Source organism: Rhizobium phaseoli (genome assembly GCF_003985125.1).
Classification (GTDB): Bacteria; Pseudomonadota; Alphaproteobacteria; order Rhizobiales; family Rhizobiaceae; genus Rhizobium; species Rhizobium phaseoli.
In genome coordinates this window covers 337,749-364,333 of the sequence record NZ_ML133568.1, presented here as the reverse complement: position 1 = coordinate 364,333, position 26,585 = coordinate 337,749, and the positions used below count along the sequence as shown (strand labels likewise).

The window sequence follows — 26,585 nt, the reverse complement described above, 5'->3', positions numbered from 1 at the left end:
AGCGAAATTAGCATGATTGATCGACCCGTTTTCTCGGATCGGTTTCACGCTTCGACGCGGGGATCGCGAACGCCAGTAGCGAAATGATTGGCAAAGGCTGTGTTGGGTCCGAACCCAATAGGCGTTGCATCCATCAGAGCGGACGATCAAATCTATTAGTAAATCGCGTTTGACGGCGTGGAACGGCTGAACAATTGATAAGTTCAGCCGAAATTAATTCTGAAGGCGATAAAAGAGGGTGCTGTGAAAAGATGAACGACCCGATACACCCTGCCCGCCAAATCCCGTTTCCCGACCTTATCGCTGGCTTGAAGCGAGCCCAAGGGCTCGGCCATGTCCATCGCCGTCAGAACGCAACCGGTACTTTGCAGCTCTACATCTATACCCCCCGGTGCGTATATGAGGATGGTTGGGATCAGTTTTCGCTGATCGCTCGCGGTCTCATTGTGGACGAGGGCGCTGGTCGGGTCGTTGCCACGCCGTTTCCGAAGTTTTTCAATGTCGGCGAGCGGCATGGCGAAGTACCCGATCTGCCGTTTGAGGCGTTCGAAAAGCTCGATGGTAGTCTGATAATCGTGTTCAATGATGCTGGCCGTTGGCACGCAGCCACCAAAGGCGCGTTCGACTCCGAACAGGCCCTATGGGCTCAAGCACGCTTGGATGCCCACGATCTCTCCAGTCTGTCACCGGATACGACATATCTGTTCGAGGCGGTATATCCGGAAAACAGAATTGTCGTGCGATATGCGGAGCCTGCCATGGTGATGTTGGCGGCCTACCACGCTTCAGGTCTTGAAGTAACCTACGACGAGGTTCGAACGACCAGCCAAGCGTTGGGATGGCGTGCGGCCGAACGCCATGAGTTCGGGAGTATGGCGGACATGATGCTCCATACTGCAACGCTCCCACGCGACAACGAGGGATTTGTCGTTAGATTCACAAATGGCTTGCGCCTCAAACTCAAAGGCTCCGAGTACCGTCGTATCCATGCGTTGATCTCACGCTGCACGCCATTGGTAATGTGGGAAGCAATGGCCGCTGGGGACGACATGGCCGCGATTCGTCGTGATTTGCCGGAAGAGTTTTGGAGCGATTTTGACAACATCGTACTCCTCCTGACGAAGGAATACGCGGCGATGGAAAGGAAGGTCGCTGAGCTGGCAGCATCTGTCGCCCATCTTTCCGATAAAGAGTTGGGATTGTCGCTCAATTCACTGCCTGCTGACGTGGGTCCATACGTTTTTGGCTTGCGAAAAGCAGGTGCAATCGTAGGCAAGTCCCGAGACGCGTTGATGCGTTCCATCAGACCCACTGGCAACGTGTTGCCAGGTTACCAGCCGTCATATGCCATGGGGCGTGTGATTGATGAGGCAACATCGTAGATTTGCAGCGTACAGTAGCTCTGGCGTGAATGCAGGATTGGAGAAGGCCTCGGCTGAGAGGTTCCTTCGGCTGTGACATTGAAGCAATAATGCGTTAAATAGCGGCATCAAGTGGAACGTGTGCTTTGCTCCAGAAGGCGTTCGATAGGTGAACCTCACGCCCAGGCTTCCTGGTCGTGAAAACCTCTAATGTACTCTCCATGGAGAAACTCCCGTTGCTCGTCCATGGAAAGCCGATCACAGATTAGCCCAGACAGGGCAGCGTGGGAGTGGAACACCGGTTACCACAAGCCTTTATCCGGCTTTCCTAATATCCTCGAATCTGAGGCCGAAGCGCGCGAGATATTTACTCAGGCGATCGGCGTCGTTGCTGCTCTTTTTCTCCAGTCGCGACATCGCAAACAGGGCTCTGCCCGCAGCACTTGCCGTGGCGTGTTGACGGCAAGTGTGAAGAACGGTGGCAAGCTGGGCCGTGTCGAAGTGATCGAGGCGAGCGGCTGTCTCTGCACCCAGCACTTCTTCAATGATCAGGTCCACCCTGCCCTCGTCACTCGAACTGCGCCAAAACGCATTCAACCGCCGGACTTCATCGTCAACGACGTCGGTCGTGATGCGCCCATGCGGCGCGAGGGTCGCCATACGCGTCACCGACGCCGAGAGATCGCGAAAGTTGGCGCTCCAGACGGCTTGCGGGCCAGTTGCAAAAGTCAGGTAGCGGTTGCGTGCTTCCTTGTTGAAAGTCACATTTTCGCCTTCTCGTTCCAGATAGCGCCGGAGCTCGAAGTCGAGATTGGGTTCTATGTCCTCCTTGCGCTCGCGCAGGGCCGGCAGCCGGAACGTCCAGAGATTCAGGCGGGCATAGAGATCTTCGCGGAACCTGCCTTTGCGCACATCCTCGCCAAGATCGCGATTGGTGCCGGCAAGCAGCTGGAAGTCTGCGGACGCCTCCCGATCAGCGCCCATAGGCAGGAACTTCTTTTCCTCGATCGCGCGCAGGCACATGGCCTGTTCGTCGAGGCCGAGTTCGCCAATCTCGTCGAGGAACAGCACGCCTTTGTCGGCGGACTTGAGCAGGCCGGCACGCTCGCCGGCCGCGCCGGTAAAGGCGCCCTTCACATGGCCGAACAGGGTGGACATGGCCTGGTCGCCGCGGAGCGTCGCGCAGTTGACCTCGATGAACGGACCACTGACCTTGCGCTGGCTCTTCTTCAGCTCGTAGATCCTGCGGGCGAGTTGCGACTTGCCGGCACCGGTCGGCCCGGTCAGCAGAACGGGGGCCGTCGAGCGGATCACCACCCTTTCGATCTCGTCGATCATTCTGTTGAAGGCGGCGTTGCGGGTCGAAATTCCGGATTTCAGGAAGGAGGCGGCGTCTTCCCGCTCGGAGGCGAAGCGCTTGGCGATTTCGTCATAGCGGGAAAGGTCGAGGTCGATGATCCGATGCGTGCCGGCGAAATTCTGCTCCGGCTCGCGGTCGCGCGGCGGCGAGAGCTGCAGCAGCTGGCCGGGAATGATGCGGGCTTCGGTCAGCAGGAACCAGCAGATCTGTGCGACATGGGTGCCGGTGGTGATGTTGACGAGATAGTCTTCCGTTTCGGGGTCGAAGTTGTAGTTGCGGGCAAAGTCCCTGAGGTTGGTATAGACCTCCGAAAAATCCCAGGGGTCCTTGAAGTTGATGACGTTGCTCCGCACCTCCGTTGCCGGCGCCACAGTTTCGATGTCGGTGACGATGCGGTGACAGAGAGCTTGCGAGTGGTTGTCGAGGATCAGTTCCAGTCGGTCGATGAACAGGCCCGCTTGCTGGCAGAGCGCGACATTCGGCCGCCAGCGGCTCCAGCGATTTTCCCATTTCCCCGCATCCAGGGTGGTTCCCAATATGCTGATGGCGACGCGGCGCTTCATGTCTTATCCAAAATTATAAAACAAGATAATTTGCGATAATATAATCGGGATCGGATTTTCGCAATTCATGATTGCGCTCGGCTGAGACATAAAAATTTCTCCTTTGATAACATATGGATGAACGAACGTTTCGCGTATCTCCCGCTCCCTTCTTCAAACTGGCACGCGTCTTGAAATGTATCTGGCACGAACCAAACAACAGGTGCTGTCATGGTCAACAAGGCAATCTTCAAAACCTACCTCGGGAAACTGCTTCCGGGAACGGATACAAAAAATCATGAAGAAGCCCCGGCCTACCGGCTGACGCCGCGCGAGGCGCTGGCGCAATATGCTGTGACCGGCACCTTCAACGGCACCTTCTATGCTGATGGAGCCGAGCAGCTCGAGGCGGTAAAGACGCTTGCCCTTGAGGTCGAGCCGGAATTTCTCGCCAAGCTGGCTGTTTATGCCGCCGAAAAGGGGCACATGAAGGACATGCCGGTGACGCTGCTCGCCATGCTCTCCGGCCTTCAGAGCGATGCCTTCGCCCGCGCATTCCCGCGGGTGGTGAAGAGCGGCAAGATGCTGCGCGGCTTCGTGCAGGTCATGCGCTCTGGCGCCACGGGTCGCAAGTCGCTCGGCACACGCCCGAAGAAGGTCGTGCAGGCGTGGCTCGAACGGGCCAGCACCGAGCAGATCCTGCGTGCGATGGTTGGAAACGATCCTTCGCTCGCCGACGTCATCCGCATGGTGCATCCGAAGCCGGCCACAGGGGAGCGCAAGGCGCTTTATGCCTGGGCGATCGGCAAGCCGCACGACTACGCGGCGCTGCCGGAGCTCATCAAGGCATTGGAAGCGTTCCGGCGTGACCAGACGGGGCCGGTGCCTGATGTGCCGTTCCAGATGCTGACCTCGCTGCCGCTGACGCGAGAGCATTGGGTCGAGATCGCCCGCAAGGGCGGCTGGCAGATGGTGCGGCAGCACCTCAACACCTTTGCACGCAACGGCGTGTTCGAGGTCGAGGGTTTTGCCGAGGCGCTGGCCGCGCGGCTTGCCGATCCGGAGGAAATCCGCAAGGCAAAGGTCTTCCCCTATCAGTTGATGATGGCGTGGAGGATGGTCGATGGCCAAGTTCCGGATGTCGTGCGGGATGCGCTTCAGGACGCGATGGATATCGCCATCGCCAATGTGCCGTCCGTGATGGGCAATGTGGTGCTCTGCCCTGATGTGTCGGGTTCCATGGGCTCGCCCGTGACCGGCTACCGGAAGGGCGCGACGTCCTCGGTCCGTTGCATCGACGTCGCCGGTCTGATGACCGCGGCGTTCCTGCAGCGCAACCCGAAGGCGCGGGTGCTGCCGTTCGAGAATGACGTGGTGCGCGTCAGCCTCAACAAGCGGGATTCGGTGATGACCAATGCCGGTACGCTGGCGAAAATCGGTGGCGGCGGAACCAACTGCTCCGCACCGCTGAGGATGCTGGCAAACGAGAAGGCCAAGGTCGATCTCGTGGTGTTCATCTCGGACAATCAGTCCTGGGTGGATGCGCGCGGCAGCTGCCAGCCGACGGCAGTCATGACGGAATGGGCCAGGATCAAGCGGGTCAACCCGGCTGCAAAGCTGGTCTGCCTCGACATCCAGCCCCACGCCACGACGCAGGCGCCGACGCGGGAAGACGTGCTCAACATCGGTGGCTTCTCGGACGCCGTCTACGGGGTGATCACGGCTTTCGCGGCCAACAGCAAAGGAGCGGATGGCTGGGTGAAAGCCATCGAGGCAATCGAGCTCTGACGGGCTCACAGGAAGCAATATCCTCGCGCCGCCGTGAACGGCGCGGGGAGCCGTGACGAATGCCGGATGAAACTACAGATCGTTAATCTCCTGGTCGCGGTTCGAATCCCGTCGGGTCCTCCAGTTCACGGACCCGTAGCTCAGCGGATAGAGCAGGACGTTTCACCACACCTTGTCGTCACGGACATATGGAATGACATGGCGAATGCATGGGGAACTACATCTGTGTCGCGAGTTCGATTCTCGCCAGGGCCTGGTCCTGTAGCTCAGTTGGTAGAGCAAGCTGTTTCCCGGACACTTGTTGCCATGACGAAGATTGCAGTGGCGAATGCCGGACGGAACTACAGCCTCCAAAGTTGGATGGTCTGGCAGGTTCGACTCCTCCTGGGCATACGCTCTCTGGCACGAGCGGGGCCATCCGGTTTCGTCCACCCTCGTCGCCGCTGCAAGCTCCTGCCATGCAGGAACGGACTACCCCGGCGAATGCCGGCAGGTGAAGAGAAGCAAACTGAACAAGAAGGACTGCAGACGCAGAAAAGACAATGATAGCGGTAATGAGCGGACAGGATTTGATCGATGCCGGCATGAGCCAGGGGAAGTGGTTTCGCCCGGCTCTCGATGCGGCCAACGCGGTTTTGAGCCAGGGTGGCTCGGTGACCGATGCGCTGGAGGCGGCAAGGGCCTTCCAGCCCGAGCCGACGCTCGCCTTGAAGGCCGATAACGATATCGAGATCTATTCCAATATCCGCGCCGAGAACGCCTTCGAGCAGGACAATGTCGAGAAGGTGAATGCGACGATGCGGGCGCTGGTGCGCACGCCGGTCGTCCGGGCCGCGGCGATCATGCCGGACGCCTGCCCGGCGGGTCCAGTCGGAACGATCCCGGTCGGCGGCGTGGTGGCGTCCGAAGCGATCCATCCCGGCATGCATTCGGCCGATATCTGCTGCTCCATGGCGATTTCGATCTTTCCTGGCGTGGATCCGAAGTCGCTCCTGGATGCCGTGCACGCGGTGACGCATTTCGGTCCGGGCGGCCGTCCGCGCGGCGCGCAGCTCAAGCCTTCCGAGGCGACGCTTTCGGCCTTCCAGCAGAATCCTTATCTGCGCGATGGTGCGCTGAGCGCTGGCATCGAGCATTTCGCCACCCAGGGCGACGGCAATCATTTCGCCTATGTCGGAACAATGAAGTCGACCGGGGAAACCGCGCTTGTGACCCACCACGGATCGCGAGCACCGGGGGCGCGGCTCTACGACAAGGGCATGAAGGTCGCCAACCAGTTTCGGGAGCGCATTTCGCCCGAGACGCATCGGGAAAATGCCTGGATTCCGGCGGATACCGAGGAAGGTGAGCTTTACTGGTCGGCGCTGCAGACGATCCGCCAGTGGACGAAAGAGAACCACTATGTCCTTCACGACATGGCGGCGGAAAAGCTCTCGGCCAAGGTCGCGGACCGCTTCTGGAACGAGCATAATTTCGTCTTCCGGAAGTCGGACGGACTGTTCTACCACGGGAAGGGTGCCACCCCTGCCTTCGACAACTGGGCGCATGACGCGACCGATCTGACCATCATTCCGCTCAATATGGCGGAACCCATCCTGATCGTTCGCGGCTCGAACGCTGCCCATGGCCTCGGCTTCTCGCCGCATGGCGCCGGCCGCAACTTTTCACGCAGCGCGCATATGCGGCAGCTGTCCGCGGAGTATGGGGCGGATTCGCGTGGGCTCAGCCCGAACAACATCGCGGCTATCCTGGAGAAGGAAACAAGCGGTCTAGACACGCGGTTCTTCTCCGGTTTCGCCGATGTGTCGGAACTGCCGAGTGCCTACAAGAGTGCTGCGAACGTGCGGGCGCAGATCGAGCACTACGGCCTCGCCGAAGTGGTCGACGAGGTGGTCCCCTACGGGAGCATCATGGCCGGCGACTGGCAGCAGAATGCGCCCTGGCGTAAAAAGCGCCGGTAAACACTGAGGGAAGGCAACCAGGCTTGCCTTCCCTCAAATGCACGCTCAGGCATAGGGCGGTTGTCGCCTTTGATTTTGTTCAAAGCGGGGGCGTCTCCCCTCTGTTAATCTCTGTCAGCTTGCCGGATTGCGCGCCGTGACGATCCATGCTGCGCCGTCGATCATTACCGACCGCTCGGCGGGGCGGTCCGCGAAGGCGGCACGAACCGCGGCCGAGGCGCGGGCGCGGATGTCGTCTGGCTGATCAGCGAGCGCGCGCGACAGCGGGCCGACCTCGAGTGTCATCTCCACCGCGTCGTCGATTGCCGCGTCCCGCGTCCTCCCCCCGCCGAACGGGATGGAGGCATTGAATGGCGCGATAGCAATGGCGGTGAAGCCGGCCGCCGTCAGGATACGCGCCACCCGCCCCCGGTCGCCGAACGAGAACGGGCCGGACGCTTCGGGATCGGGCGGCGCGGTCGGTGGGAGGATGCCCTTGATCGCGCCCATCGGCAAGCGCACCCAATCGTTCTCGGCCATGCCGCGCCAGCAGACGAAAGCGACCCGCCCGCCCGGCTTGAGCGCACGGCGCATATGGGCGAACGCCCCTGTCGGATCGTCGAAGAACATCACCCCGAAGCGCGAGAACAGGATATCGAACGCGCCCTCGGGCAGCTCGGCGCTGCTGGCGTCAGCCACCTGGAACAGCACCGGCGTGTGCTGCGGCGCTCGCTCGCGCGCTCTGCCGATCAGCGGTTCGGATATGTCCACGCCTAGCACATGGCCCCCCGCGCCGACGCGGGCGGCCAAATCCAGAGTGGACGCCCCCGCGCCGCAGCCGACGTCCAGCACGCTTTCGCCGATGGCGGGCGCGGCGGCTTCGACCGCGGCCTGGCCGAACACCGCCAGCATGGCATCGAGCCGGGCCTGGTAAGCGACCCAGCGTTCCCCGCTTTGGCCATTCCAGTCGGCTACCTGATAAACATTTTTCTCTGCCATGCCATATCCTGTTCTGATCCGTTCTTGACTGGGTTATCCGCCCGCCTGGCCGCTGCCACCGTGCGCGGCGATGAACATGGCGACGGCCGATCGGCAATAGGATTCGATTTCGTTGTCGTCCTCTGCTCTTGCCGGATCGAAGCGCGCAATAATCAGGAGATCGGATCCTTTGAAAAGCGCGCCAAACAAGCGGGCGGACTGGAGAGGATCGGGCACGTTCAGAACCGCCTTCGCGTGCAACTGACGCAACAGGGCCTCGATTTGGGCGATGACATGGGCGGGGCCGGCTTCGTAATAGAGCTTGCTTAACGACTTTTGATTCGTCTTGTCGGCCATGACCATGGCTTCGACACTGCGGACGTCCGGGCTCAACAGCGTGCGAAGCAGGGATGATCCCACCGCCATGAGCTGCTCTTCGGCCGAACCGTCGACGCCTTCAAAAAGGGCCTGTGGTGCAAACTGATGGCAGCGGTCCGCGATGGCCGCGCTGAACAGCGCCTCCTTGTTCTCGAAGTGCCGATAGATGCTGAGCTTGGATATCTTCGCTCGCTGGGTGACCTTGTCCAATGTCGTCGCTTGAAAACCCAATTCCACAAAGAGTTCGTATGCTGCGTCGACTATCGTTTGGCCAAGCGCCTCGTTGGCTGGCCGGCCGCGCCGGCCTCGACTATTTTCGGTCACGACCATTAAGATCCTTGACAGTATCGTTATTCATGTCTTACGATACCACGCAGTATCGGAAATATGCAAGCCAACGAACGGATTTTATCCTGTCCCATAGATCGAGTCTCTAAGCCGCTTGGCCATATCGATGCGGATCGGTGGACGAGACGCGCCAAGGCTCAGCCAATCACACCCGCTCAACAGCACGGAGCTTATCACCATGGATGACGTCATCATCATCGGCGGCAGCTTTGCCGGTCTCGCCGCCGCCCTTCAGCTCGGCCGTACCCGCCGCAGGGTCACCGTTCTCGATACGGGCCTGCCGCGCAATCGCTTCGCCGGACACTCGCATGGCCTGCTCGGCCACGATCACAAGCCACCGCTGGACATCCTGGCCGAGGCGCGGATGCAGCTGGCACGCTATCCCACGGTCAGGCTGCTCAATGCCCGGGCCGACAGCATCTCCGGCGCCATCGATGATTTCTCCGTCCTCACTGGCGATGGCGAAAGCCTTGGGGCGCGCCGCCTCATCCTAAGCTATGGCGTGGCCGATCAGATGCCTGATGTTCCCGGCTTTGCCGAAAGCTGGGGCACTTCCATCGTGCCCTGCCCCTATTGCGACGGCTTTGAAGTCGCCGACCAGCATTGGGGCCTCGTCTGGTCCGGCCCGCCGTCGCACAATTATGTCAGGCTGTATCACGACTGGACCGACACGTTGACGGTCTTCGCCGATGGTCACGACATTGCGCCCGATATCCGCGCCGACCTGGCGCGCCGCAACATACCTGTCATCGACGGCCGGATCGCCGAAATCGCCCATCACAGGGGCCATATCACCACCGTTAATCTCGAGAGCGGCCGCAACGCCGGGGTCGATATCCTGTTTGCGCATCCGCGCAACAAGCCGTCCGCAAGCCTGCATGAATCACTGGGCCTCGCCACGGTCGATACGCCCTTCGGCATCGCCCTCAAGGTCGACGAGCGCCGCGAAACCAGCATGCCGGGCATCTACGCCGCCGGCGATCTCGCAAACCCAGCCATGAACTCGGTCACCACGGCAATATCGCAGGGCGCGACGGCAGGTATCTCCGCCCAGCAGTCGATGCTGGTTTGAGAGCAGAGAATTCCCTCTCCGGGTTCTGGCGGGGACGAGCGCGCCGCCGGCGCTCCTCAGCCTCGAAATGTATAGCCGCTGATCGAAGTCGGTTTCATCTCGATGGAGAAGCCCGGCAGGGTCGGCGGCATGTAGGCGGCATTCTCGATCCGGCAGGGGTCGAGGAAGTGTTCGTGCAGGTGATCGACATATTCGATGACGCGGCCATCCTTGGTGCCTGACACCGCGATGTAATCGATCATCGACAGGTGCTGCACATATTCGCAGAGGCCGACGCCGCCGGCGTGCGGCCAGACCGGCAGGCCGAACTTGGCGGCGATCAGCAACACAGAAAGGACCTCGTTCAGCCCGCCCATGCGGCAAGAATCGATCTGGACGATGTCGATCGCGCCCTCGGCGATGAACTGCTTGAACATGATGCGGTTCTGGCACATCTCGCCGGTCGCAACCTTCACCGGGGCGATTGCCTGGCGGATCTTGCGATGGCCGGCGACGTCGTCGGGGCTTGTCGGTTCCTCGATGAAGAAGGGCTTGGCCGGGGCAAGCGCCTTGACCCAGTCGATCGCCTGGCCGACCTCCCAGACCTGGTTGGCGTCGATCATCAGGTAGCGGTCGGGGCCGATCACCTCGCGGGCGATCCGCAGACGGCGGATATCGTCTTCCAGATCGCGACCGACCTTCATTTTGATATGGTTGAAGCCGGCGTCGATCGCCTCCTGGCAGAGGCGGCGCAGTTTCTCGTCCTCATAACCGAGCCAGCCGGCCGAGGTGGTGTAGCAGGCATAGCCCTGCTTTTCGAGGAGAGCGATGCGTTCGGCCTTGCCCGCTTGGGCGCGCTTGAGGATCTCGACGGCTTCGGCGCGCGTCAGCACATCGGTCAGATAGCGGTAATCGACGATATCGGCGATCTCTTCCGGCGACATCTCGGCGACGAGCCGCCAGACCGGCTTGCCGGCCTGCTTAGCGAGCAGATCCCAGACGGCGTTGACGACGGCGCCGGTCGCGAGATGGATGGCGCCCTTTTCCGGGCCGATCCAGCGCAGCTGACTGTCGCTGGTCAGATGCCGCCAGAATTTGCCGGGATGGGCGAGCACCTCGGCAAGCTCGACGCCGACGACGAGGTGGCGCATCGCCTCGATCGCCATGCAGCAAATGTCGTTGCCGCGGCCGATGGTGAAGGTCAGGCCGTGGCCGGCAAGATCAGGCGCGTCCGTATCGAGAATGACATAGGCGGCCGAATAATCCGGATCGGGATTCATTGCATCCGATCCATCCAGGCTTTGCGAGGTGGGAAAGCGGAGATCGAAGACACGAAGGTCGGTGATGCGGGTCATGATTGTTCTCCCAATTGCAATAGCGAATCGGCCGGCAGTCTGCCGGCCGCGTCATCAGCTGGGTCAGATCGTCCAGCCGCCGTCGATGGCGATCGCCTGGCCCGAAGTGTAGGTCGCGCCGGCGAGATAGACGGCTAGGTCGGCAATCTCTTCCGGCGAGCCGAGCCGGCCCATCGGCTGGCGGGCGATGAAGGCGGCGCGGGCCGCATCATAGTCGCCGCCGGCGCGCATGCGGTCCTGCAGCGACGGGCTTTCCACCGTGCCTGGGCAGATGGCGTTGCAGCGGATGCCGTCGGCGACATAATCGGCGGCGACGGATTTGGTGAGGCCGATCACCGCTGCCTTGGTGACGCCATAGGCGAAGCGGTTCGGCACGCCCTTGATGCTGGAGGCGACTGAGGCCATGTTGATGATCGCCCCGTCCTTGCGCGCGAGCATGCCGGGCAGCACGGCCCGGATCGTGCGGATCATCGCCTTGACGTTGAGGTCGAGGGCGAATTCGAGATCCGCATCCTTCATCTCCAGAATCGAACCGGCATGGACGAAGCCGGCGCAGTTGAACAGCACGTCGACCGCGCCGATCTCGGCGACGAGGGCCTTGACCGCATCGTCTTCGAGCACGTTCAGCTTGTGGGTCGAAACGCCGGTTTCGGCCGCCAGCGTCGCCAGCGCCTCGGTGTTGATATCGGTGGCGTGGACCTTGGCGCCGGTCGCGGCAAAGGCTGCCGCCGTTGCCCGGCCGATGCCCTGGCCGGCGGCGGTGATGAGAACGGTCTTGCCGGAAAATCTGTTTGTCATGTCACGGGCCTTTTCTGGAATTGTCTGCGCGGGCGGTGCGTATAGTCATATCTTGGCGAAGGCCGGGCTGAGATGGAATAGCTTGTCCGTCAGCGCCTGCCATTTTCCCTCTTTGCGCGTTGCGGCCCGCCTGAAGCGATGCCGGCTTCTCGTCGGTTCCGTTGAGCAGCTGTCTTCAGCAATAATTTGTCTGTTTATAGACAAACAGACGATTGGCCAAGGGTCAAGCACGAAGTTTTGCTTTTCCGGCCGCGGTTCTGCGTATATGCAGAATAATATTCACAGGAGGATGGAATGGAGCCCGACGAGTCAGACCGCTACCGCGCTCCTGCCCTCGATAAGGGCCTCGACATCCTGGAGCTGCTTGCCGGCGTCGACAGCGGCCTTACCCAGGCGGAAATCGCCAAGCGGCTCGATCGCAGCCCCAATGAATTCTATCGCATGCTCGACCGCCTGGTGCGTCGCGGCTACGTCACGCGGCTGGACGGCGATCGTTATTCGCTGACGCTGAAGCTTTTCGGGCTTGCGCAGCTGCATGCGCCGGTGCGACGGCTCGCCTCCTACGCCACGCCGCTGATGCGCGATCTCGCCCAGCGCGCGCGTCAGGCCAATCATCTAGCCGTTTTCGATCGCGGCGCCGCCGTTGTCATCGCCCAGCAGGAGGCGCCGGATTATTGGGGATTCTCGATCCGCATCGGCGCCCATATCAGCCTGTTCGACACCGGTTCGGGGCATGTGCTGCTCGCCTTCCGCAGTAACGAGGAGCGGGAGATGATGATATCGGAACATGTGCGCAACCGCGCCGATATCGAGCTCGGCGCCGAATTCTACGATCGCCTCGATCAGATCCGCAAGCGCGGCTACGAGATGATGGCGAGCGCCCAGACCTCCGGCGTCTACAATCTGTCGGCGCCGGTTCTCGGGCCGGATCGGCGCTGCATTGCCGCGCTGACCTGTCCTTTCATCGCGCTCGTCAATGCACCGTCGGCCCCCGACATCACGCAGACGATCACGCTGGTGCAGAAGACCGCCGCCGAACTCTCGCAGCTCGCCGGCGCCGACGTCATCATCCCGGCCTGAGCTCGGGAATTTTTATTTGAACAATCCATTCACCAGAGATAGGTTGCCGCAAGCCAGCGTTGGAGGAACCCGTGCTCATCGACACCCACCTGCATGTCATCGATCGGTCGGCGCTCCCCTACCCTTGGCTCTCCGGCGTGCCTGCGCTCGACCAGGATTTTCTCTACGAGACCTATGCAGCCGAAGCGCGCCGCTGCGGCATCACCACGGCGCTGCATATGGAAGTCGATGTCGATCCGGCCGCCATGCAGGCCGAGACCGACCACATTGCCGGCATCGCCCAAAAGCCCGGCAGCCTGATCGCCGGCGCCATCGTTTCCTGCCGGCCGGAAGATGAAGGCTTTGCCGCCTATCTCGAGCGGCAAAAGACCGATCCCTTCGTCAAGGGATTTCGTCGCGTGCTGCATGTCGTGGCCGACGACGTCTCGGAAGGCGCGCTGTTTCGCGAAAACATCAGGCGCATCGGCGGCAGCGGCCTGACCTTCGACCTCTGCACGTTGCCGCATCAGGCCGGACGCGTCGCCGCCCTCGTCGATCTTGCGCCGGACGTCCAGTTCGTGCTCGACCATTGCGGCGTGCCCGATATCCGCTTGGACGCCTTTCAGCCGTGGAAGGCCGGAATATCGGAGATCGCCCGGCGGCCGAACGTCATCTGCAAGATTTCGGGCGTCGTCGCCTATGCCGATGCCGAGACGTGGACGGCGCAGACGCTGCGGCCCTATATCGAACATGTCATTGCAAGTTTCGGCTGGGACCGGGTCGTCTGGGGCAGCGATTGGCCGGTCTGCACGCTCGGCGGCGGCCTTTCCACCTGGGTCGCGGCGACCCATGCCGCGCTCTCCGGCAGCAGCGAGGCGGAGCGTTCGAAGTTGCTCTTCGCCAATGCCCGACGGCTCTGGTCACTCTGACGCGCCTTCTGGGGGCGATTCCGGCTGGGGGCGAAATGACACTCTGCGCGGTTGAGTGTCGAGTGTCCGCTCCAGCGATCAGTTGTTCTCGGCTTTGAAGACTCTAAACTTTGCAGTCCAGCATCCACTGAGCCCCGTACCTATCCGTGAGCTTGCCATAGTAGCTCCCCCAAGGCTGCATCGCGAGCGGTGTCGTCACCTCACCGCCAGCCGCCAGTTTAGCAAACAGGTCGTTCGTTCGATCACGATCGTCCATGATGAGAATCTGCGCCGAGCCTCTCATCGGCTCGGCGTCGTGATTGTCCGAGGCGAAGAACAGAATTCCTGGCCCCTCGAAACGGGCATGCATCACCTTACCCTTCATCGCCTCGCTTGCGAGTGGAATGCCGTGATCTCCGTGGCGCATCATCATGGTTACCGCACCAAGACCGCATTCCGTATAGAAGGTGAGCGCAGCATCACACTGCGTGGTGAAGAAGAGATAGTTGGCCAGTTGCATGGTTCGAATTCCCACTGCTGCCGGGCCTTCTGGCCCGGCTTTTCTGAATGTCCAATGTGATTACACCGCCGACCCGGTGATGGCGCCTATAAGGTCATTATTGTCATAGCTGCGACCAGCAATCCCCCAGGCGCCGTCAGGCGCGTAGACGATGTTCGACCAAATATGTTCGCGTCGGAGCCGTCCGGCTGCGGCTCGTTCGACCACATCGGTTGCCTTCTCGATAAAGGTTCGCTTGGCTTCCGGCGTCGCTAGTGCGATCTCCGGCAGTTTCAGTTCGACGAACGCTGCCTCTGCCGGTTTCCCGGCCACAAGCACGTGCTCTTTAGGAAGGACGTTTATCGAGCCGACAACATTCGACGTCATGAACGCATTTCCGTTGAGGCCGGAGACCTGAAGAACGGCCTCCGTCAGCCCTGCGAAGGCCTCTGCCTGCGCGGCAGGCGACAGCAGTCCTTCCGGTATGGTCAGTGTGATGGGCATGGTCTCTCCTTGTTTCAGAGATGTCCGGGTGCGATATATACCGGACGCTCTCTATTCATAGAGAGTGAAAGCTCTCTAAGCAAGATAAAAAGAGTGTCCGCTCTTTATGAGGTTATATGCGCTACACCGCTGAACATAAGAAGCGTACCCAGGAGAAGGTCATCGCCGCTGCTGGGCAGTTGTTTCGTAAGGAAGGATATGGTGGCGCGGGCATCGACGCGCTGACAAAGGCAGCAGGCGTGACGAACGGTGCCTTCTACGGGCACTTTCGATCCAAGAGCGAAGCCTTCCGCATTGCCGTTCTTGCTGGGCTGGAAGAATTGCGGCTGGGAATATCGGCCCTCAGGGCCGAACACCAACAGGGCTGGCTGAAAAACTTCGTCACCTTTTATTTGGGATACAAGCGGACCTGCGATCTCGGTGAAAGCTGCGCGTTGCCAAGCTTGTCGGCCGACGTCATGCGCACCGACAACGAAACCCGAAATGCCTATACCGAAGAATTGCAGCGCCTCATCGCGGAAATCGCTGCGGGCCTCCCGCAAGGTGCGCCAGGAGATCGTGAAGGGATCTCGCGAGAAGATCGGTCCATTTTATTGCTCGCCCTGCTTACCGGTGGTGTCACTCTCGCTCGGGCTGTATCGGATCCGGCGCTATCCGAGAAGATTGCCGAGCTTGTGGCGACGGAAGCGCTACGCCGGGGGAGACCGGAAGCGTAAGGCAGCAAGCCAGTCAATTGGCGATCCGCCACGCGGCCAACCGGTTCGAGAGCTTAACGTGTCATTTCGCCCCGCCGGACCAGCCCCTTCTGCCGGCTACTCCGGCAGACCGGCGGCCCGCAGCGCGTCCCCAAGGCATTTCGCGAGCGCGGCGGCCAGTTGTACATGCGTGATGCTGTGTGCCGGATTGGCTTGAACAGACCGGTAGGCGGCGCGACAGGCTTCATCATAGCGGCCACGCAGCAAATGGCTCATCGCCTGCGCATCGAAGGCGGCAAAGCCCCATGGGTCAAACGGGCTTAGCCGCATGCCCCGCTGCGCCGCCCTTGTCATCCGCATGCCCGACGAGAATAAGGGGATCATGCTGCGTGGCCATCCCATGGTGTTTCTTGTCACCTGCGAGGATACCAAACACACGAGCATGTTCGACTGGACGATACCGGCCGGGTTCGTCACCGGCCTCCATGTCCATCGGGTGCAGGAAACCTTTTATGTGCTTGATGGCGAATGCGTTTGGCACGCCGGCGGAAAGACGATCCGCGCGACGCCGGGCACCTTCCTGTTCATTCCACCTGGCGTGCCGCACAACATCGCCAATGTCAGCGACAAGGCGGCGCGCGTGCTGATGACTGTTTCTCCACCTGGGCACGAACATTATTTCGAAGCGCTCGCCAAGCTCGCTGCCCAGGGCGCTCCGGATCCGGCGGCGCTGGCCGACCTTCGAGGCCGCCACGACACCGATCAGATCTCCACTCTGACAATGTGAGCGTAGGGCTCGATCGACGGTTTGCCCGGCAACGTCCGCCAGTCGTCTTTCTTGCTGTGGCATCATTGCGAAATCGCATCGATTTCAGGGTAATTAATTCAAAATATTGCAGCGCCTTTTGCGCAGCTTTTCCGGCCCGCGGCGCTGTAATTCCCCGAGTATGCCGGCGGTCGCCATCATTGGTAGTCTTGCCTCTCTCCCGAAGACGACACCACATCCCAAAATCAGGTGATGTGTCGTCCAAAAGTACTACTTTGGCATGCTTTTTGCTCCTGTTAATATGAAGCAAGGTGATGTTTCGGTTTGGGACGACTTACAGCCGGGCAATTGCTAGCTTTGTGTAACTCAGGTAAAAGTTGTCAGACACGGATATGGCGAATAACCTCATCTCCGTGTCCTCAGGAGGGAAAACAAAATGAAAGAAGAACCGCATGCAGTGGATGTTCATGTCGGGAAGACCATCCGCATACAGCGTCTGCTGCGGAAAGTTTCGCAGACCGAACTGGGCGATCGCGTCGGCGTGACATTCCAACAGATTCAAAAATACGAAAAAGGCTCCAATCGCGTTTCCGCCAGCATGCTGGTTGAAATCGCCGGCGCGCTGAAGGTCGACGTCAGGACGTTCTTCGACGACCTGTCCACGCCTGATACGGCCAACGACAACCCCGCTCCCAGCGAGGAATTCGTTATTTCGCGCGAGGGCGTCCTTCTCAACGCCGCGTTCTTCTCGATCAAGAACGAAGCGCTTCGCAAGAAGATCCTGAAGCTCGTCCAGGCAATCGCCCACACCGAACAGATGGACGGTGAAGCGGCCGAATAGGCCGGATCTCCTTCACGCGATCCCACCGGACTGCATGAAGGTCAATGGCGATCGATCAGGATCAGATTTTCGCTGGCGTCCTTCATTGCGATCTTGGCCTTGCTGCCGAGCAGTTTCTCGAGGTTGACGTCTAGCTCCCTGTCCGGATCTATGCCGTCCCAATCGATGACGACCTGCAGCAGCGCCATGTTCGTCAGGTGCATCAGGTTGCGCAGCTGAAGCTTTTCAGCCTCCTCCTTGGCTGCCGACAGCAGCCGGAAGATCCTTGCGTATTCGCTGCCTGTGCCTTCGTTATGCTGTTCAAACATTGTCCCGCCCCTTTGGCCATGAAGGCCTCAGATTCCATCACCGCTGCATCTTTTCGCCGTGACCGTTATACAAGCGTTACAGCAGTCACATTGCGCGTGACTTCGGCGTGCAAAAGCTCCCAGTGAGAGGTCGCGGCAAAGTGCCAGTCACGGTCGACGGGCATGAATTCGTCACGGTTCAGCCATTCCAGCACCAGCCGCGCGTCGTCTCGCTTGCGTTCGACCCGGTTCTTGCGCAGGGCGGCGAGGAGATAGTCGCGGCGCGCCTTGCGGAAATGGCATTCGTCCACCACCCTGGCATAGGTCCGCTCGGAGAAATGCAGGAAGCGACCGGAGAGCAGCAGTTTCTTGCGCTCGCCCGACGAAATCTCTCCGCCGGCATGAAGGGCGTTGATCGTCGGCTCGAAATCAACCCAGGGCACCGAAAGCGGCAGCCAGCCGAGCGCCTGCGGCGCATGCACCAGCGCCACGGCCTCGTCGTCGAGCAACCGCCCGGACTGGTAATCTTCGAAGATCGAGCCGAGCCCGACCATGCCGAAAGGCGCGCATTCGGCCGCCCGCAATGCGCCCATGCTGGCGCCGCCGGCAACGGCGACGCCCTGTTCGAGCGCGTAGAGGATTTCCTTGTGCCAGACCGACGGCAGATCGCCAAAATAGCCGTCGACCAGACCGATCGCCGTGGCGCCGTCCTCCACCGCTTTGAGAATGTCGCCGCAGGCGGCCGGCGGCCGGAAATCGATACAGGGGGACATGTTTCTCGCTGCGGCAAGGCCGCCACCAAGGCTCGGACCGACGAACAGAACCTTCATGATTGGGCTCCTCTCATGGTGTTTACGGCGCGCAGGCCGAGCTGGATGTACTGACCTGATATATCGACCTCGAGGCCCGGGACGATCACCCTGACGACGGAGACCGGCAGGGCCTGATGATGCGGAAACGGCACGACGACGATCTGCTCGATGCCGGTCGCCGTCAGCCGGTCGGCAATATGGCCGATGGTTTCCTGGATGGTTGCGGGACGGCGATGGCGGGGCTGGAAGGCGCGCATTCGGCCATCGCCCGCGCAGAGTTCGACCACCTGTTGCATCGCCGCACTCTTGTCGAGCCGCTGATAGATGCGTGGCGAGAAATCATCGCGGCTGCCGGCGATCGCCGTCAGTCGGCTCTGCGCCGCCTCGGTGATGGCGCGCAGCGCGGCACGGACGGGATCGGGATGGCAGCCGCAGCCGCCGCAGACATGGACCCAGCGCGCATCGACGCGGTCGGACAGATTGCCCGGCATGATGATGGCCAGAAAAGCGGGGACACCGATATCCGTGGTCATGTCGAGCAGCAGCAGGCGCATGCCGGCGCGCGAAATCCGGTCGGTCATGACATCGATGACCGCATCGCCGAACGAGGCGGGGTCGATGCGGCTCTCCTTGAGGCGCTGCGGCGATTTCAGCTGGGTCAAGGCCCAGGCGTCGCGCTCCACCAGCTCGCAAAGCCCGTGCAGGACCGCTTCGGACGGCGTGTTACCGGAGGCGAGCCCGTCACTCGACTGCTCGAAGCCCGACGGCCGCTCGCCGCGATGGTCGAGGCCGACGAGCCACCAGGGGACGAAGACGCTGCTGCCGGAGAGGATGTCGAGCCCGGAGCACCAGGGGATGGCGCCGCCGCCGATGTCATCGGGCGCGCAGCGCGCAACATTGTCGAGATCGATCATGGCGGCGCCTTCCGCCCGCATGCTGTCGACGGTCGCCCGTGTCAGATCCGCTGGCGCAATTTCCGCGATCCGCGTCTCGATCGCCTCCATGGCCGCCGATGCCATGGCGGCATCATTGTCGATGCCTTTGCCCTGGAAGACCGAAAGCGTATGGCTGTTCGGTCTCGTCGCGAAGGCGACGGGAATGTTCAGCACGTCGAGGGCGGTCAGCAGGCCGATGCGGGTAATGCCGAATTCGCGCAGATGCGGCCTGACGGCGGCCAATGTCTGCGCCGGCGTGACCGCGCGGTCGTGATAGTCGCTGACGCCGGCCGATGATCGTTCGAGGTCATCGGCTAGCGTTTCAAGGTCGGCAAAAGCGGACATACCGATCTCGTCCCTATCGGAACCTCAGCGCATGCGTCAGGCTCTCAAGCGCATTGGCGGAAACGTTGAGTTGGTCCTGCTTCAGGGCTGCTTTGGCGGCTGCGGAAAAGCGCAAGGACTGTGTCTGAGCGGTGGTTTCAGCGTTCGTCTGCATGTTCATCTCCAATTGGCTGGACGGCGCGTTGCTGCCGTTAACCATCGGAGAGAAACATTGTCCGCGTCATTTAAGCGTTACAGGCTTCGTTAAAAGGCCGTGCAATTAAGGAAGACCGGCCAATTGTAGGCCTTTTATCAACGGTTCCGTAAAGGCGGGATCGCGATCGGGGACGAAATGGCGAATATCTTCACTGCGGAAATCGGGGAAGTTTTCGAGCACCACGCGGGCGTAATTGCCGGCCTTCCCCTTTTCGCCTGCCATGGCATGGGAGGCGGCGAGCAGGCGAGCGGTCGCCTGCTTGGTCTTTACCGGCTCCAGCGCCTTGATTGCCTTTTCATATTCTTCGCGCATGAAGTGGATGCCGCCGAGGTTCCAGTAGTAATAGTCCGGTGGCAAGGGGTTGAGCTTGAAGGCCGCGCGGCTGAGCTCCAGTGCGCGATCGAAATCGCCGTCATGGGAAAGGGCATCGGCATAATCGGCGAGGATGTCGGCATCGTTGGGATTGAGATCCTGGGCCTGCTGGAAGTATTCCAGGCTTTCGTCGAAACGGCGGCGGTACAGCGCCACGAAGCCGAGCTCGCGGAAGGCCCGGCCGCTGTTCGGGTCGGACTGCTGGGCGAGCCGCGCGGCGCCATTCGCCTCGTCGAGCAGATCCGTGTCCTGCATGCCGCGGATCAGCCATTCCATGCCGAGCGCGCGCGACACGCCGGCATGGGCGGCCGAGAAGTGTTCATAACGATTGAGCGAGGATTTGAACCATTTGCGCGCCTGGCGCAGATGCTGCAGATCGGTCTGGGCGATCAGCCGCTTGCCTTCGAGATAGAGACGGTAGGCCGATGGCGGCGCATCGCCGATCGGCATCGCCAGTTCGTGGCGCTCGATCGTGTCGGCGAGCGAGGAAACGATCCGCCGTGTCAGATGCGCGAAGGATTCGCTGATCTTTTGCATGACCAGCGGCAGTTCTAAGGCCCAGATCACTTCCGACGTCGTCGTCCGCGTCAGCCGGCAGGTCGCATAGACATCCTCGTCACGGCCCTGGATGGTGACATAGACCGCATAATCGAAGCTGAGATCGAGCGGGCCGGGGACGGCGCGCGCCGGATCGACCGCGCGGCTGAGGATCTCGAGGCTCGTATGGGCCGCGATCACCTTGAAGCCGCGCTGCTGGCTGAGGCCGATGGTGACGTCTTCGAGAAGCGCCCGGCCGACGCGCTCCATCAGCGGATCGGTAAAAATACTCTCAGGCGGCAGGATGATGATCCGCGGCTCGCCGAGTGGACCGGCGAAGCCACCGAGCGTCGAAGAAGGGCGCTCGGCTGCGGCCTGTGCGGCCGGGGTCAGGCCGAGCTCGCGGGCAAGCGCGGTGGTGCTTTCTTCCGGTTCGGTGTCGAAGTCGTCCTTCAGCTGGCTTTTGCACTTCAGATAGGCCTGACGAGCCGCGGCCGGATCGTTCATCCTGACATAGAGGCGCATCAGGGCGCGATAGGCCGTCTCGCTGGCCGGGTCGAGTTCCAGCAGCCGCCGGGCAAAGGCGACCTGTTCTTCGTCCGATCTGTCTTCGGCGCTCTCGACCAGCCGGGTGAGATGGGCGGCACGCAATTCGTCGACACGCTGGCGCTCGAAGGTCAACCAGTCCTCGGCCCCCTGCGTCGGTGACTTGGCGCCTTCAAGCAGTTCGCCATTCAAGATGCCGATGTCCTCTGCTGCGAGCGGCCCCCTCTGCTTCAGCAAATGAACGTCGACTTCCCAGCCGTCGGCAAGCCCGATATGGGTTCGGGTCGCCGCCAGCAGCGGCGGAAGGTCGGCGGGAATGCTCTGCTCGATACGCGCCAGGAGTTGGCGCAGACTGCCGGCGCGCTTTTCCGGCAATTCCGATTGCCAGAGCTGACGCCTGACGGTCTCGCGGTCGAGTTCGAGATCGGCTTCGGCGGCGAGCATGGCGAGGAGAAAATAAGACTTCTCCGGCAAGGAGAGTTCCCTCCCCGCTGCCAGCAGTCGCGGCCTTCCGAGCAGGCAGAGCCTGTTCGTCGGCATCTGTCCGGATGTCCGTTGCATCCCGCTTCTCACCCCTGAAAGCCAAGCGCGCGTGCGCACCCGCAGGTACATGTTAGAGCCATATGCGGTCCGCGCATAGCGGTATTGCTATCGAAAAACGAATTTTTCATCGAATATTTGTATTTTTTTCGCATCGGCCGACGGGAAATGCTTGCCAACACTTTGCGGGCGACGCGGATTGCCTTGCGTTATTTCAGGCGGGCAAGGCTTGCTGGCCGGCAATTCAGCAGGCACAGCCGAGGGTTCACAGCGCTGATGCGACGCGTTTGGCGCGAGTTTCCGCCGCGGTTGCGGCCGCGACGAAATCGAGGCCGATATCCAGCACCGGCGCGCTGTGCGTCAGCCAGCCGACGGAAATCAGGTCGACACCGGAAGCCGCGATGGCCGCGGCCGTTGCCGGCGTCACCCGGCCGGATGCCTCGGTGATCGCCCGGCCGGCGACGATGGCGACCGCTTCGCGCAGCTGATCCGGCTTCATATTGTCGAGCAGGACGGCATCGACGCCTGTTTCCATCGCTTCATGCAGCTGATCGAGCCGGTCCACTTCGACCTCGACCTTCACCAGATGGCCGACGCCGGCCCGGGCCCGGCGGATCGCCTCGGCAACGCCGCCTGATATCGCCACGTGGTTGTCCTTGATCAGCACCGCGTCATAAAGTGCGAAACGGTGGTTCATGCCGCCGCCGGCCCGCACCGCGTATTTTTCCAGCGCCCTCAACCCCGGGGTCGTCTTGCGCGTGCAGGCGACAGAAGCTTTGCTGCCGCTGATGGCGGCGGCAATCTCTGCCGTCACGGTGGCAATGCCGGAGAGATGGCCGAGGAAATTCAGCGCGGTGCGCTCGGCGGTGAGCAGGCCGCGCGACGGCCCCTCGATCGTGGCGATCACGTCGCCTGTTTTGACCGCGTCGCCATCCTCGATATGGCGCCGCATGACGATTTCGGGATCAACGAGGGTGAAGGCGAGCTCGGCCGCGTCAAGACCGGCGATCACGCCCGGCTGACGGGCGGCCATCATCACCGTCGAGCGATGCTCGCCGGGGATAACCGCTGCCGAGGTGATGTCGCCGGCAAGGCCGAGATCTTCGAGCAATGCCGCCCGCACCAGCGGCTCGACGATCAGGCGCGGAAGGGGAGTAAGGCTCATCTCAGGCACTCCTGGCAAGGGCATAGGACGGTGTTGCACGGGCGATCTCCAGCGCCTGGGACAGACGCATCCGGCGGCGCTTGATATCGGCGAGCTTCAGCGGAAAATCGGTGCGGGCATGGGCGCCGCGCGATTCCATCCGCAGACCGGCAAAGACTGCGATCAACAGCGCGACGATGGCCGGATCGGCGGCCGGGCCGTCACTTTCGGCAAGCGGTAGCAGGGCGGCAATCGCGTCCTGTACCGCGCCCCCATTGCGCAGCACGCCGAGATGGCGCGAGACGACCGGCCGGACCAGCGATGCGTCGGCCGGCGCCGGCAGCCTTTCGGATTGCAAGGGACCGCCGGTGCGTGCCGGCAGGCCCGCTATGTTGCGCGCCGCCCGCATCCCCATCACCGCCGCTTCCAGCAGCGAATTGCTGGCCAGCCGGTTTGCGCCGTGCAGGCCGGTCGAGGCCGCCTCCCCGGCAACCCAGAGGCCGTGAACGGAGCTGCGGCCATTGGCATCGGTTGCAACGCCGCCCATGTGGTAGTGAACGGCCGGGCGCACCGGAATGAGGTCTTTCGCCGGATCGATTCCGGCTTCGCCGCAAAGGGCTGCGATCACAGGGAAGCGTGTAGCGAACCGGATGCCGAGCGCGTCGCGGGCATCGAGGAAGACCCTGCCGCCGCGGGCGCTCTCGGCACTGATGGCGCGCGCCACGACATCGCGCGGCGCAAGCTCGGCGCCCGGGATGCGGGCCATGAACCGTTCACCGCTTTCATTGACGAGCAGAGCCCCCTCGCCGCGCACCGCCTCGCTGACCAGCGCCAAGGGCCTGCGGCGAGAATCGAGCGCCGTCGGATGGAACTGGACGAATTCCATGTCGGCAAGGTCGGCACCCGCCCGTGCCGCGAGCGCGATCCCCTGGCCAAAATTGCCGATCGGATTGGTGGTCGCATCATAAAGGCCGCCGATACCGCCGGTGGCCAGCACCACCTTCGCGGTCGGCAGGATGGCAGCCCCATCCGCGGTCGCGCAGAGCAGGCCGGCTACCCCTTCGCCGTCCATCAGAATCCGCCGCGCTTCGAAGCCTTCGAGCACTGAAATGGCAGGGGACTGCGCCACGGCTCGTACCAATGCGGCGATGATTGCCGCACCCGAGCCATCGCCTTCGGCGTGGACGATGCGGCGGCGGTTATGGGCCGCCTCCAATCCGAGTGAGAATTCTCCCCTCGCATTGCGGTCGAAGCGCACGCCGGCCTGTTCCAGTGCGGCAATTGCCGCCGGCGCCTCGGCAATGATGCCGGCCGCGACGGTCCGGTCGCAGAGCCCGTCGCCGGCCGCAAGCGTATCGGCCAGATGCAACGCCGCACTGTCGTCGGCGCCGATGCTGGCGGCAATGCCGCCCTGCGCCCAGGCGCTTGAGGTCTGTGTGCCGAGGGCGGCGCGGGTGACGATGACGGAGGGTTCCGGCGCCAGCGTCAGCGCCGTCATCAGCCCGGCCAGGCCGCTGCCGACGATGACGGTGTGCCCGGCAAGATGATCGAGACGTTCGCTCATATCGCCAGCATCCTTTCGACGGCGCGCCGCGCCGCCGTGGCGATTGCCGGATCGACCGTCACTTCATGGCGGTTTTCCTCAAGGGCGGCGCGAATATTGGCGAGGGTGATCCGCTTCATATGCGGGCAGAGATTGCAGGGCCGGATGAACTCGACATCCGGATGGTGCACGGCGACGTTGTCGCTCATCGAGCATTCGGTCAGCAGCACGACCCGCGCCGGTTTCCGGCTGCCGACATAGTCCGACATCACGGCGGTGGAGCCGGCGAAATCGGCCTCGGCCACGACGTCGGGCGGGCATTCCGGATGGGCGAGCACCGTCACGCCGGGGTGATTTTCGCGCAACTGGCGGACATCGTCGGCGGTGAAAAGTTCATGCACCTCGCAATGCCCATGCCAGGCGATGATCTCGATGTCGGTTTCGCGGGCGACGTTGCGGGCGAGATATTCGTCCGGGATCATCAGCACCTTCGGCACGCCGAGCGACTCCACCACCTGCTTGGCATTGCCGGAGGTGCAGCAGATGTCGGAGGCGGCCTTCACCGCGGCCGAGGTATTGACATAGGTGACGACAGGCACGCCGGGATGGGCCTGGCGCAGCAACGCGATATCCTCCGCCGTGATCGAATCCGCCAGCGAACAACCGGCGCCGAGATCCGGGATCAGCACGGTTTTCTCCGGGTTCAGAAGCTTGGCCGTCTCGGCCATGAAATGCACGCCGGCCAGCACGATCACATCGGCATCGACCTCGATCGCTTTGCGGGCGAGCGCCAGGCTGTCGCCGACGATATCGGCGACACCGTGAAAGATTTCCGGCGTCTGATAATTATGCGCGAGAATGACGGCATTGCGGCGGCGCTTGAGGTCGAGAATGGCGTCGACATCGTTCTCGAACGACATCCATTCGGCTTTGGGAATGACGCGGCTGACGCGCTCATAGAGCGAGGATGCGGAAACAGGATGGTTCATGGCCGGCTCCTAATTATGCTCTATTTGAGCATATCACGGGCAAAGAGATATTCTCGTTCTGAGCATATGTCAATTGCGGGAGAGCGGTAATTTCGTTCCGGCGAGCGCCCGTTCCTCGAGCACGGTGTGGCGGAAGCGGAAAAGCTTGGCCGGCCGGCCGCCGGTTTCGCTTTCCGTGCCGCCGGTTTCCTCGACCAGTTCCTGCTGTTCGATCAGGCGGCGGAAATTCTGCTTGTGCAATGTCAGCCCGGCGAGCGCCTCGATGGTGCGCTGCAGCCGCAGAAGCGTGAAACTCTCCGGCATCAGCTCGAAGACAACAGGGCGGTATTTGATCTTGGCGCGCAGCCTGGCGATGCCGGTCGCGAGAATCCGGCGATGGTCGGCAAACATCGCCCGGCCGAGATTGGCCTCGGCAGAACATCCGGCTTCGGCCACCAGCCCGGCTTCATAGAGCAATTCGTAGCGCTGCAGCGCCAGATCCTCGTTCCAGCCGCCGCCGTCGAGGCCGAAGGTGAAATCGGCGCGGCGATGGCGCAGGTCGCGCCGGGCCGGATCGGCATCGGCCCAGCCCTTCAGACGCGTCATGATCTCGCCGAGCACGGCCGGGCGGCCGTGCCGGTGGTCTTCCCAGGGAAAATAGTCGTACCAGCCGTGCCAGCCCGGCCGGCCGGCGCCGGCCTGCTCGTTGACGAGGCCGAGATAGCTGATCGAGATCGTCCGGCCGCCGGGAATATCATTGTTCCGGTCGCGGTCGGCGAAGGTGTAGAGCTGCTCGAGATAGCCGACCGGATGTTCCGTCTGCTCCTGCACCCATTCGCGCAGGCCCGATTGCAGGGTGCGATGCCCCATTTCGAACGGGCCGGACGGCAGCGCATTGCCGGAACGGATCGTCAGCACACGCGGCTCATCCCCCGTCACCGCGACGAGCACCGCAATCAATTCCGCATGCGCAAAGCCGATCGTCACAGGGGACCGAATACTCCGTTCCGAATGGGTCATTCCTGACACAGGCGGGGACGGAAGCCAATGGCGTGCGGAGGAGTTCGGGGTGCGACCCACATCTTCGAGACGATGCTGGGCGTTTATGTTTCGGTCTCTGGAGAAAATGCCTTTCGCTTGCCGCTCAAGGCGTTCGTCGCTGATGCTCCTCACCCCCCCCATCTGCCCT

The 26,585-nt window shown here is 62.1% G+C and carries 26 protein-coding genes; 9 read left to right on the top strand and 17 right to left on the bottom strand.

Annotation, left to right across the window (positions count from 1 at the left end):
- The first annotated feature begins 251 nt into the window (after positions 1-251).
- Positions 252-1,382 (top strand): RNA ligase, encoded by a 1,131-nt coding sequence (locus tag EFD56_RS09610; RefSeq protein ID WP_126905154.1) that lies wholly within the window; start codon positions 252-254, stop codon positions 1,380-1,382.
- 294 nt (positions 1,383-1,676) lie between these two features.
- On the opposite strand, the gene rtcR is transcribed toward EFD56_RS09610, so the two are convergent.
- Entirely contained in the window at positions 1,677-3,284 is a 1,608-nt protein-coding gene (rtcR, locus tag EFD56_RS09605; protein ID WP_126905153.1) for an RNA repair transcriptional activator RtcR, read from the bottom strand.
- A gap of 210 nt (positions 3,285-3,494) precedes the next feature.
- Here rtcR and EFD56_RS09600 point away from each other — a divergent pair, with 210 nt between their 5' ends.
- On the top strand, positions 3,495-5,051 hold the full coding sequence (locus EFD56_RS09600; protein WP_126905152.1) for an RNA-binding protein: 1,557 nt from the start codon (positions 3,495-3,497) through the stop codon (positions 5,049-5,051).
- 554 nt (positions 5,052-5,605) lie between these two features.
- Complete coding sequence (locus tag EFD56_RS09595; RefSeq protein ID WP_126905151.1) at positions 5,606-7,012, top strand: RtcB family protein; 1,407 nt, start codon at positions 5,606-5,608, stop codon at positions 7,010-7,012.
- Positions 7,013-7,126: 114 nt separating this feature from the next.
- Here EFD56_RS09595 and EFD56_RS09590 read toward each other — a convergent pair whose 3' ends face one another.
- Complete coding sequence (locus EFD56_RS09590) at positions 7,127-7,990, bottom strand: class I SAM-dependent methyltransferase (RefSeq protein ID WP_126905150.1); 864 nt, start codon at positions 7,988-7,990, stop codon at positions 7,127-7,129.
- 33 nt (positions 7,991-8,023) lie between these two features.
- Positions 8,024-8,671, bottom strand: a complete 648-nt coding sequence (locus tag EFD56_RS09585) for a TetR/AcrR family transcriptional regulator (RefSeq protein ID WP_037118819.1) — start codon at positions 8,669-8,671, stop codon at positions 8,024-8,026.
- A 202-nt stretch (positions 8,672-8,873) separates the two neighbouring features.
- Here EFD56_RS09585 and EFD56_RS09580 point away from each other — a divergent pair, with 202 nt between their 5' ends.
- Positions 8,874-9,767, top strand: a complete 894-nt coding sequence (locus EFD56_RS09580; protein ID WP_064819964.1) for an NAD(P)/FAD-dependent oxidoreductase — start codon at positions 8,874-8,876, stop codon at positions 9,765-9,767.
- Between the two features lie 56 nt (positions 9,768-9,823).
- Here the strand turns inward: EFD56_RS09580 and EFD56_RS09575 are convergent, their stop codons facing one another.
- Positions 9,824-11,101 (bottom strand): L-fuconate dehydratase, encoded by a 1,278-nt coding sequence (locus EFD56_RS09575; RefSeq protein WP_126905149.1) that lies wholly within the window; start codon positions 11,099-11,101, stop codon positions 9,824-9,826.
- A 63-nt stretch (positions 11,102-11,164) separates the two neighbouring features.
- Positions 11,165-11,899, bottom strand: a complete 735-nt coding sequence (locus EFD56_RS09570; protein ID WP_126905148.1) for an SDR family oxidoreductase — start codon at positions 11,897-11,899, stop codon at positions 11,165-11,167.
- Positions 11,900-12,193: 294 nt separating this feature from the next.
- On the opposite strand from EFD56_RS09570, the gene EFD56_RS09565 reads away from it, so the two are divergent.
- Both EFD56_RS09565 and EFD56_RS09560 read left to right on the top strand, forming a co-directional pair.
- Positions 12,194-12,979: an IclR family transcriptional regulator gene (locus EFD56_RS09565; RefSeq protein WP_126905147.1), complete on the top strand. Its 786-nt coding sequence runs from the start codon at positions 12,194-12,196 to the stop codon at positions 12,977-12,979.
- Between the two features lie 71 nt (positions 12,980-13,050).
- A complete protein-coding gene (locus EFD56_RS09560; RefSeq protein WP_126905146.1) occupies positions 13,051-13,887 on the top strand; it encodes an amidohydrolase family protein in 837 nt (278 codons plus the stop codon).
- A gap of 103 nt (positions 13,888-13,990) precedes the next feature.
- Here EFD56_RS09560 and EFD56_RS09555 read toward each other — a convergent pair whose 3' ends face one another.
- Both EFD56_RS09555 and EFD56_RS09550 read right to left on the bottom strand, forming a co-directional pair.
- Positions 13,991-14,386 carry a VOC family protein gene (locus tag EFD56_RS09555; protein ID WP_126905145.1) on the bottom strand — a complete coding sequence of 132 codons (396 nt, stop codon included), beginning with the start codon at positions 14,384-14,386 and terminating at the stop codon, positions 13,991-13,993.
- A gap of 60 nt (positions 14,387-14,446) precedes the next feature.
- Positions 14,447-14,869, bottom strand: coding sequence for a tautomerase family protein (locus EFD56_RS09550; protein ID WP_126905144.1), 423 nt, complete (start codon positions 14,867-14,869; stop codon positions 14,447-14,449).
- Positions 14,870-14,985: 116 nt separating this feature from the next.
- Here EFD56_RS09550 and EFD56_RS09545 point away from each other — a divergent pair, with 116 nt between their 5' ends.
- Positions 14,986-15,585, top strand: a complete 600-nt coding sequence (locus EFD56_RS09545; RefSeq protein ID WP_004680448.1) for a TetR/AcrR family transcriptional regulator — start codon at positions 14,986-14,988, stop codon at positions 15,583-15,585.
- Positions 15,586-15,681: 96 nt separating this feature from the next.
- On the opposite strand, the gene EFD56_RS09540 is transcribed toward EFD56_RS09545, so the two are convergent.
- Positions 15,682-15,894, bottom strand: coding sequence for a hypothetical protein (locus EFD56_RS09540; RefSeq protein ID WP_126905143.1), 213 nt, complete (start codon positions 15,892-15,894; stop codon positions 15,682-15,684).
- Between EFD56_RS09540 and EFD56_RS09535 the strand changes: the two genes are divergently transcribed.
- Together EFD56_RS09535 and EFD56_RS09530 are read left to right on the top strand one after the other, a co-directional pair.
- Positions 15,893-16,351, top strand: coding sequence for a cupin domain-containing protein (locus EFD56_RS09535; RefSeq protein WP_126905142.1), 459 nt, complete (start codon positions 15,893-15,895; stop codon positions 16,349-16,351). The genes EFD56_RS09540 and EFD56_RS09535 overlap by 2 nt on opposite strands.
- 415 nt (positions 16,352-16,766) lie before the next feature.
- The gene (locus EFD56_RS09530; RefSeq protein ID WP_004668301.1) at positions 16,767-17,171 is read left to right on the top strand and encodes a helix-turn-helix domain-containing protein; all 405 of its coding nucleotides are present in this window, start codon (positions 16,767-16,769) and stop codon (positions 17,169-17,171) included.
- 41 nt (positions 17,172-17,212) lie between these two features.
- Here the strand turns inward: EFD56_RS09530 and EFD56_RS09525 are convergent, their stop codons facing one another.
- The 9 genes from EFD56_RS09525 to EFD56_RS09490 form a co-directional block, all read right to left on the bottom strand.
- Complete coding sequence (locus EFD56_RS09525; RefSeq protein ID WP_004668299.1) at positions 17,213-17,479, bottom strand: hypothetical protein; 267 nt, start codon at positions 17,477-17,479, stop codon at positions 17,213-17,215.
- Between the two features lie 65 nt (positions 17,480-17,544).
- Positions 17,545-18,288 carry a TfuA-like protein gene (locus tag EFD56_RS09520; RefSeq protein WP_126905141.1) on the bottom strand — a complete coding sequence of 248 codons (744 nt, stop codon included), beginning with the start codon at positions 18,286-18,288 and terminating at the stop codon, positions 17,545-17,547.
- Positions 18,285-19,550, bottom strand: a complete 1,266-nt coding sequence (locus tag EFD56_RS09515; RefSeq protein WP_126905140.1) for a YcaO-like family protein — start codon at positions 19,548-19,550, stop codon at positions 18,285-18,287. Before EFD56_RS09515 ends, EFD56_RS09520 begins: the two co-directional genes overlap by 4 nt.
- 13 nt (positions 19,551-19,563) lie before the next feature.
- The gene (locus tag EFD56_RS32570; RefSeq protein ID WP_164736820.1) at positions 19,564-19,704 is read right to left on the bottom strand and encodes a hypothetical protein; all 141 of its coding nucleotides are present in this window, start codon (positions 19,702-19,704) and stop codon (positions 19,564-19,566) included.
- Between the two features lie 105 nt (positions 19,705-19,809).
- On the bottom strand, positions 19,810-21,762 hold the full coding sequence (locus tag EFD56_RS09510; protein WP_126905139.1) for an AfsR/SARP family transcriptional regulator: 1,953 nt from the start codon (positions 21,760-21,762) through the stop codon (positions 19,810-19,812).
- 244 nt (positions 21,763-22,006) lie between these two features.
- Positions 22,007-22,930 carry a carboxylating nicotinate-nucleotide diphosphorylase gene (gene nadC / locus EFD56_RS09505; RefSeq protein ID WP_184331101.1) on the bottom strand — a complete coding sequence of 308 codons (924 nt, stop codon included), beginning with the start codon at positions 22,928-22,930 and terminating at the stop codon, positions 22,007-22,009.
- Positions 22,908-24,449: an L-aspartate oxidase gene (locus EFD56_RS09500; RefSeq protein WP_126905137.1), complete on the bottom strand. Its 1,542-nt coding sequence runs from the start codon at positions 24,447-24,449 to the stop codon at positions 22,908-22,910. Before EFD56_RS09500 ends, nadC begins: the two co-directional genes overlap by 23 nt.
- Positions 24,446-25,417: a quinolinate synthase NadA gene (gene nadA / locus EFD56_RS09495; protein ID WP_126905136.1), complete on the bottom strand. Its 972-nt coding sequence runs from the start codon at positions 25,415-25,417 to the stop codon at positions 24,446-24,448. Before nadA ends, EFD56_RS09500 begins: the two co-directional genes overlap by 4 nt.
- 69 nt (positions 25,418-25,486) lie before the next feature.
- Positions 25,487-26,416: an NUDIX hydrolase gene (locus EFD56_RS09490; RefSeq protein ID WP_184330989.1), complete on the bottom strand. Its 930-nt coding sequence runs from the start codon at positions 26,414-26,416 to the stop codon at positions 25,487-25,489.
- Positions 26,417-26,585 lie beyond the last annotated feature (169 nt).

Excerpts from the sequence above, each read along its gene's own strand:
- rtcR (WP_126905153.1), bottom strand. The coding sequence starts at position 3,284 with ATGAAGCGCCGCGTCGCCATCAGCATATTGGGAACCACCCTGGATGCG.
- EFD56_RS09525 (WP_004668299.1), bottom strand. The coding sequence starts at position 17,479 with ATGTTTGAACAGCATAACGAAGGCACAGGCAGCGAATACGCAAGGATC.
- EFD56_RS09510 (WP_126905139.1), bottom strand. The coding sequence starts at position 21,762 with ATGCAACGGACATCCGGACAGATGCCGACGAACAGGCTCTGCCTGCTC.
- EFD56_RS09530 (WP_004668301.1), top strand. The coding sequence starts at position 16,767 with ATGAAAGAAGAACCGCATGCAGTGGATGTTCATGTCGGGAAGACCATC.
- EFD56_RS09490 (WP_184330989.1), bottom strand. The coding sequence starts at position 26,416 with ATGACCCATTCGGAACGGAGTATTCGGTCCCCTGTGACGATCGGCTTT.
- EFD56_RS09520 (WP_126905141.1), bottom strand. The coding sequence starts at position 18,288 with ATGAAGGTTCTGTTCGTCGGTCCGAGCCTTGGTGGCGGCCTTGCCGCA.
- EFD56_RS09535 (WP_126905142.1), top strand. The coding sequence starts at position 15,893 with ATGCCCCGCTGCGCCGCCCTTGTCATCCGCATGCCCGACGAGAATAAG.
- EFD56_RS09575 (WP_126905149.1), bottom strand. The coding sequence starts at position 11,101 with ATGACCCGCATCACCGACCTTCGTGTCTTCGATCTCCGCTTTCCCACC.
- EFD56_RS32570 (WP_164736820.1), bottom strand. The coding sequence starts at position 19,704 with ATGCAGACGAACGCTGAAACCACCGCTCAGACACAGTCCTTGCGCTTT.
- EFD56_RS09515 (WP_126905140.1), bottom strand. The coding sequence starts at position 19,550 with ATGTCCGCTTTTGCCGACCTTGAAACGCTAGCCGATGACCTCGAACGA.
- EFD56_RS09610 (WP_126905154.1), top strand. The coding sequence starts at position 252 with ATGAACGACCCGATACACCCTGCCCGCCAAATCCCGTTTCCCGACCTT.
- EFD56_RS09590 (WP_126905150.1), bottom strand. The coding sequence starts at position 7,990 with ATGGCAGAGAAAAATGTTTATCAGGTAGCCGACTGGAATGGCCAAAGC.
- EFD56_RS09500 (WP_126905137.1), bottom strand. The coding sequence starts at position 24,449 with ATGAGCGAACGTCTCGATCATCTTGCCGGGCACACCGTCATCGTCGGC.
- EFD56_RS09580 (WP_064819964.1), top strand. The coding sequence starts at position 8,874 with ATGGATGACGTCATCATCATCGGCGGCAGCTTTGCCGGTCTCGCCGCC.
- EFD56_RS09600 (WP_126905152.1), top strand. The coding sequence starts at position 3,495 with ATGGTCAACAAGGCAATCTTCAAAACCTACCTCGGGAAACTGCTTCCG.
- EFD56_RS09555 (WP_126905145.1), bottom strand. The coding sequence starts at position 14,386 with ATGCAACTGGCCAACTATCTCTTCTTCACCACGCAGTGTGATGCTGCG.
- nadC (WP_184331101.1), bottom strand. The coding sequence starts at position 22,930 with ATGCCCTTGCCAGGAGTGCCTGAGATGAGCCTTACTCCCCTTCCGCGC.
- EFD56_RS09595 (WP_126905151.1), top strand. The coding sequence starts at position 5,606 with ATGAGCGGACAGGATTTGATCGATGCCGGCATGAGCCAGGGGAAGTGG.
- EFD56_RS09570 (WP_126905148.1), bottom strand. The coding sequence starts at position 11,899 with ATGACAAACAGATTTTCCGGCAAGACCGTTCTCATCACCGCCGCCGGC.
- EFD56_RS09550 (WP_126905144.1), bottom strand. The coding sequence starts at position 14,869 with ATGCCCATCACACTGACCATACCGGAAGGACTGCTGTCGCCTGCCGCG.
- EFD56_RS09565 (WP_126905147.1), top strand. The coding sequence starts at position 12,194 with ATGGAGCCCGACGAGTCAGACCGCTACCGCGCTCCTGCCCTCGATAAG.
- EFD56_RS09540 (WP_126905143.1), bottom strand. The coding sequence starts at position 15,894 with ATGCGGCTAAGCCCGTTTGACCCATGGGGCTTTGCCGCCTTCGATGCG.
- EFD56_RS09545 (WP_004680448.1), top strand. The coding sequence starts at position 14,986 with ATGCGCTACACCGCTGAACATAAGAAGCGTACCCAGGAGAAGGTCATC.
- nadA (WP_126905136.1), bottom strand. The coding sequence starts at position 25,417 with ATGAACCATCCTGTTTCCGCATCCTCGCTCTATGAGCGCGTCAGCCGC.